6 protein-coding genes are annotated in these 6,053 nt (G+C 35.2%); 3 read left to right on the top strand and 3 right to left on the bottom strand.

What is annotated here, in order from left to right; genetic code table 11:
- Both DYY65_RS12100 and DYY65_RS12095 read left to right on the top strand, forming a co-directional pair.
- A partial coding sequence (locus tag DYY65_RS12100; protein ID WP_236561830.1) for an NmrA family NAD(P)-binding protein occupies nt 1-603 on the top strand: 603 nt, incomplete at its 5' end.
- A gap of 274 nt (nt 604-877) precedes the next feature.
- Nucleotides 878-1,996 carry a patatin-like phospholipase family protein gene (locus tag DYY65_RS12095; protein WP_162478208.1) on the top strand — a complete coding sequence of 373 codons (1,119 nt, stop codon included), beginning with the start codon at nt 878-880 and terminating at the stop codon, nt 1,994-1,996.
- Between the two features lie 479 nt (nt 1,997-2,475).
- On the opposite strand, the gene DYY65_RS12090 is transcribed toward DYY65_RS12095, so the two are convergent.
- Together DYY65_RS12090 and DYY65_RS12085 are read right to left on the bottom strand one after the other, a co-directional pair.
- Nucleotides 2,476-2,784 carry a hypothetical protein gene (locus DYY65_RS12090; protein ID WP_162478207.1) on the bottom strand — a complete coding sequence of 103 codons (309 nt, stop codon included), beginning with the start codon at nt 2,782-2,784 and terminating at the stop codon, nt 2,476-2,478.
- Between the two features lie 50 nt (nt 2,785-2,834).
- Entirely contained in the window at nt 2,835-3,512 is a 678-nt protein-coding gene (locus DYY65_RS12085) for a hypothetical protein (RefSeq protein ID WP_162478206.1), read from the bottom strand.
- A 607-nt stretch (nt 3,513-4,119) separates the two neighbouring features.
- On the opposite strand from DYY65_RS12085, the gene DYY65_RS12080 reads away from it, so the two are divergent.
- Nucleotides 4,120-4,578, top strand: coding sequence for a M23 family metallopeptidase (locus tag DYY65_RS12080; protein WP_162478205.1), 459 nt, complete (start codon nt 4,120-4,122; stop codon nt 4,576-4,578).
- 132 nt (nt 4,579-4,710) lie between these two features.
- Here the strand turns inward: DYY65_RS12080 and DYY65_RS12075 are convergent, their stop codons facing one another.
- Complete coding sequence (locus DYY65_RS12075; protein WP_370519366.1) at nt 4,711-5,217, bottom strand: MEDS domain-containing protein; 507 nt, start codon at nt 5,215-5,217, stop codon at nt 4,711-4,713.
- Nucleotides 5,218-6,053 lie beyond the last annotated feature (836 nt).

The raw sequence follows: 6,053 nt of genomic DNA, 5'->3' as shown, positions 1-6,053 counted from the left end.
ATAAGGGAAGCAAAGAAAAATGGTGTCAGACAGATAGTGAAGTTGTCTGTTTTCCAGTTTGTTGGATCAATCGGAAGATGGCATAGACATGAAGAAAAAATCATAGAGGAATCTGGAATACCATATACCTTCTTACGTGCAGGCGCATTTATGCAGAATTTTATAAGTTTCTTCGGTCAGACAATTAAAAACCAAAATGCATTTTATGTTCCTGCAGGAGACGGAAAGGTTAGTTTTGTAGATGTTAGAGATATTGCAGCTGTAGCTGTAAAGCTACTTATTGAAAAAAATAGGTTTAATCATGAGAATACAGCATTTGGTATTACCGGCCAAGAGGCATTATCGTACAGTCAAGCAGCAGAAATTCTTTCAAAAGTTACTGGTAAGAAAATATCATATATAGACATACCGCAAGGGGAAGCTATTAAATCAATGAAAGGGTCTGGTATGGAGGATTGGCTTATTGCTGATTTGATAGAATTCAGTAATATCATTAAAGCTGGCGATGCCTCTCAAATGACAGACACGATTGAACAGTTTTTAGGGAGAAAAGCAGCATACTTTGAACAATTCGTCAGGGATCATATTAATTCTTTCAATTAAATGTGTCTAAAGTCTAGATGTTTAGAATTCTTCTGATCAGCTAGCTGTTCTTGAAAGGTTCAGACTCTTCTTTTTATCCGTTACCTATCTGTTCTAATAGCCTAATCTTTCTTTTCCTCTTGTATCAGCAGGTGACTTTCACAATGCCACCTCACAACAAGGATAGAACAAATCTTCATAACACTTCTCAATTCATAGGTGCTTTTGAAGTGGCAATTAATGATAATATATAAATTAAATACAAACGGAACGCAATATAGAGAACATACTGGTAATGCAAGGTGGTGGCTCACTGGGAGCGTTTGCATGTGGTGTTTTTAAAGGACTAGTGAAACGAAATGTAAGAATAGACATTGCCGCTGGAACATCGATTGGAGCTATAAATGCTGCCATAATTGTGGGAAGCAAAAGCGACCACCCTGAGAATGACCTCGAGGATTTTTGGCTTGAACTTGCAGAAAGTACTCCAACAATTATTCCAGATATATTTGTCATGGATTATGATAAAAGTGTAAAAACCTATGTTCCCAAGAAAATATCTTCGGCTTCTACTAATGCTGCAGTCTTTGGAGTTCCAAAAATGTTTGTTCCAAGATGGTTGAAGCAGGAGGATATTTTCAAAAAAGAATCTTTTTTAGATCCACGAAGTTGGACATACCTGTATGACCATTGGCCGCTTGCAAAGACAATTGATAAATACATCGACTATAAAAAGCTCAACCTTGCGGCTACACAAGAAGAATTACCAGAAGTTCTTCGCCTTATAATAACTGCGGTAGATGTAATGACTGCGAGACCGCTCATATTTGATAATACTAAAATGGAAATAAAGGCAAAACATATTTTGGCAAGTGCTGGCTATCCATTATACGGTTTTCCTTGGGTCGAGGTTGAAAATGGTGTATACGCATGGGATGGTAGTCTTCTTAGTAATACCCCTATAAGGGAAGTGATCTATTCCTCACCAAGAGAGGATAAAAATATCTTTATTGTAGAGAATTACCCGCAAAGGATAGATAGGCTTCCCTCCAATATGGTAGAAGTTGAAAGCAGAGCAAGAGATATTCTGTTTTGTGATAAAGATATGGACAATATAAAAATGTCAGGGCTCATTACAAGACAAATAAAGCTTATAGAACGGCTTTATAACGTCTTTGAGAAGTTTGAACAACAATCAGGATTAAAACCTCACGAAATTGCAGAAATCAAATCAGAATATAACACACTCATCCAAAAATATGGTGCAAAGATAATTTCCGTGACACGAATAATTAGGAGTGAAATTGAATCACCCACCATATTAAAGAATGCAAACTTTTCATCCAAAGCTGTGAAAGAGTTAATCGCACAAGGAGAACAAAAAGTAATTGATGAGATAGGAAAAAAAACCTAACTACAAAACAACACATGATTATCTTTTTTCTTTTTGTATCCAAATTGGTCAAATGATAATCCTGGTACATGAAAATGAAATGTCTACATATTTGCAAGAATTATTGAAAAGTTCAAACACTATGAACCCTGATAACACGGAATGTCTCAACCTTAACCTCTCACCCACATGGTCAGTTATCATTACCTTAGAGTATAGTTGACCAACAACACAAAACAGTTGATCAATTGGAAGCGTAAAATTAAAGCTCAACCATTGAGGCAACCGTCGCAAAATGAGTATCCACAAAAATTTATATTTTTTACAAGAAACTCATGGCGGAGTTTATCTACTGCTCCAAATAACTATAAGCAAGTATCAACTAATAAGAAATGTATCTCTTGATAGAGGGAGACCGTATCAGAACCGCTAATATCATAGTAAAGGATCTTTAACTGGTGTTAGATGTTTAGATAATGCGTCGATAACTATTAACTCATTCATCTTTCAATTTCAATATCTTTTTTTAGTTCAGAGCGAGTCCAAAGCGTTTCAAATATGGAGATATGAGTTAATACTATTGATTCAGTATTGGTATAAGTAGCCCAGAAAGTCACTTCGTTGGAATTATTATCTCTTGGTCGTCGTTCTTCTTCTACTATACATACCTTTGAATCTACAACCAGAAATGAAATTTTATTTTGTAAATGTTGTTGCTGTTGTTGTTGGATAGTATCAACTAAATGAATTTCTAATTTCTGTGCTCCTAATAAACCTCCTCTCCCTGCTTTTTCTTTTTTCCGAATCATTGATTTTTCTATTTGTTTGTATATTTCTTGATATGCAATAATTCTAAGCTTTATTTCGTGCCCATTGTTTTGTCCTTGAACTTTTTTTGGGCGACGTCTTCATGTCCTTTTAAAAATATGTTACCAATAGCAGTATTACTATATAATAACATTAGAACTTCTTGTTTGGCTGAAGTTACTAGATCAAATACAACTTTTTGTATCTGAGAGGGATCTCTTAATGTTTTTGTAAAAGGTGGCTTCATATCTTCTTCAATTTCCTTTATCTTTTCTTCGGCTGGAATTGCATTCTTCCAAAGGGTTTCAAATAGGAAACATTGTGCTTCTACAAGTGCTTTAGCATTCGTATGTATTGCATGCGATAAAGGTTGGTCTTGATGTGATACTGAATGAAGTAGACATTCTCTCTTGTCAGCTATACCAAAATTACTTCTTAATCCTGGTGTATGCCTCATCTCAAACAGTTCCATTGGTTTCTTTACATAAGAAATATTATCTGGCGTAACTTCTGTTATCGATCTTAGTTTCACACCTTTTTTCTTTAGCCCAACAAATCCATTCCATATTGCATCATATATCACATTCATAGCTAATTCATCGGATTCAGTACACCCATCAAGTGATTTTTTTACCCATGAAAAACCGTCCAATACTTTTCTTTGAATATTTTCATTACCGTATAATACCTCTGTAGTTTCAGGGGGAAGGGGAGAATGAATCTCATCCAAAGGCAATTATCCTTCTTTTATTGGACTTGTAGTTATTAAATGTGTGGGAATATGAAATTATGATACCATTTTTCCTTTTAATGGTGATTATCAAACAGGTATGTTTTATTTACTTCTTCTAGTTCTTCTACCTTACTTTGTATATCTGCACCTTGTCTTTCTAACTGAGGTATATTTTGGAATGTCAAGTAGGGCTCAACTTTACGAAATATCTCTGCCTTTTCTCAATCCTTTCTTGTCCAGTATGTGGAACCAGAGTGACCGATGAACCATTCAGAGAATTCAGCATACTATAGGTCTGATATGGTCGATTTTACGAAGCGAGGGTTTTTAGACGACGGCAATCTATTTTACCTAATAATAATGATGTACATAGTCGCGTCATTAAGTCTCAGCAACGATTTAAACCAAAATTTCTAGTATTCAATTACAATTTATTGACATATTTGTGATAGGTAAAAAATTGAATTTTGAATTCCCTTTGCCAGTTCCGCATGAATGCAAATAACATTTTATCCGTACTCTGAAAAGGGATAATAATGGATTATAAATATTAATAACGAGATAGAATTTTATCGAACCTGAATATACAGCTAAGATATAAGACTTGGAAAGAAGAACTATTAACAGTTATCGATTACCTGTACCTGAGAATTCCTTAGAAAGAGTGGATAGAACATCCTCGCCAGCTCATACGGGAAACCTCAGAAATGCAATTGATTTCATAGTTCCGGAGAATACTCCAGTACTTGCTGCAGCCACCGGCATAGTTACCTATGTTAAAGACGATTCTACCATTGGTGGGCCGCATCCAATTTATTGGAACTACACCAACTTTATAGCTATCATGCACACGAATGAAGAATATTCTAGGTACGATCATTTAGCACCACATAGCTCAAAAGTCCAAGTTGGTCAAATTATTACCGAAGGGCAAGTGATTGCAAAGGTAGGGATGACAGGATATACATTTAGACCACATCTTCATTTTCAAGTGTTTATTTATACTGGAACTAATCTTTGGACGGACTTTGACACAGTCAGTGTACAAGGTTTTAGGTCATGAAAGTGTCTTAAAGCCTTGTAGCGTTATTACCTCTATGAATCCTAGCAGCAATGATCATAAGTAATAGTACTATTATGAGGACTCTGGCTTTTCGTGTTCTGTAAATGTTTTGGAGGGTTGACGATGTATTTACTAATAATCTTCCAACCAAGCTGGATTATGGTATTGCTGTAGTTGTCTTATTTGCTCTGATGTCATATTGCTATGAATATCTTTGGAATCATATGCGCATATTCCAATAGCAGGAAAGTTAAATCTCTGCCCCAAACATGATTCATAATCAAATAATTCTTTGGTAAATCCCCTTCTAAAAAATGCAGACATATCCCCGAAAACACGTATCCCTCTTTTACCTTTACCAAGACAGTTTTCTACTAATGTTGACCATAACGCCATTGTTCGTTGGATATTTGGTATACCATCTGGAAAATACAACTCCTCCGTAGTTCTAATTATGATATCACCTCTTGATTCCAGTTCTTTAACATCCGTTTTCCATTCCTTTATCATTCTGGCGAGAATTTCATCTTTTAGTAAATCAGTGGTTGTAAGAACAATAACCTCATTTCTTTGCAGGCCCTCTTTTAGAAAGGCAAAGGCTTCATTAAACTTTTCATCTTTATTAGGATAAACTGCGATTATATGATTTCCGTGTGTTCAATTGTCTGGAGCCTTTGTACCATTATACTGTACTGGCTAACAATAAAGAGATCAGTGGTATAAGCATTGTGGAAAATAAATTAAATGAATGAATCTCACAACTTAAAACAGGAATGAATTGGTGACTTATAGAAGGGATTAGTTCCGCAAGGTTAGTTATGCCTGTGCTACAATGTGCTACAATGTGCTACTAGATTCGTATAGTTTAACAATTGGCTTATAGTCTGTTTAGAAGTAATTGAACTTCTATAAAGTAGGTTTATGCCTCAAACCTTTCTTTGACAGGTTTATAAAAACATATTATACTGACCATAAAAGTTAGTGCTTGTGGGCTATCGAAGAAGTTGAAGGCAGTGAACGCAGTGAAGGCTATGTACAATACTTACATATTCAAAAGGAATAAAATCACAAAAATTTCATTTGATTAATTGGGAATCGAAAGAAAATTAGTTCAATATGACTAATCAGCAGGGCCTATATCTGGGACTATCGATCTGTAATGTTTTCACAGCTTTCACAGCCTTCACTAGTAATCTTTCCCTTCTTAAACACCAACATTATGTCTGATATAAATCCAACGCCTTATGCTTTGCACCTTATGTACTTTATTTAGCTATGCGAAAAGAAAGAAAACCACTGTAAGTCTATTTACAGCCATGTGATTTGATAGCTTCTTTTTTCTATATTGGTTTCTCCAATGCCGCCTTCCAATTACTAATTTCATTATCAAAGTTTTGAAGTTGTCTTTCGAATTGTTCATTGACAAGTCCATTTGGTCTGATAAAAGTCCAAATTACAGTAGAGCCACTCCCGTT

It is taken from the genome of Nitrososphaera sp. AFS, assembly GCF_009898475.1.
Taxonomy (GTDB): Archaea; Thermoproteota; Nitrososphaeria; order Nitrososphaerales; family Nitrososphaeraceae; genus Nitrosopolaris.
The sequence above is the reverse complement of the archived record's forward strand: the minus strand, read 5'-3'. Positions and strand labels throughout refer to the sequence as shown.

What these genes read in the sequence shown, in the direction of transcription:
- DYY65_RS12095 (WP_162478208.1), top strand. Translation starts at nt 878, where the DNA reads ATGCAAGGTGGTGGCTCACTGGGAGCGTTTGCATGTGGTGTTTTTAAA.
- DYY65_RS12090 (WP_162478207.1), bottom strand. Translation starts at nt 2,784, where the DNA reads ATGATTCGGAAAAAAGAAAAAGCAGGGAGAGGAGGTTTATTAGGAGCA.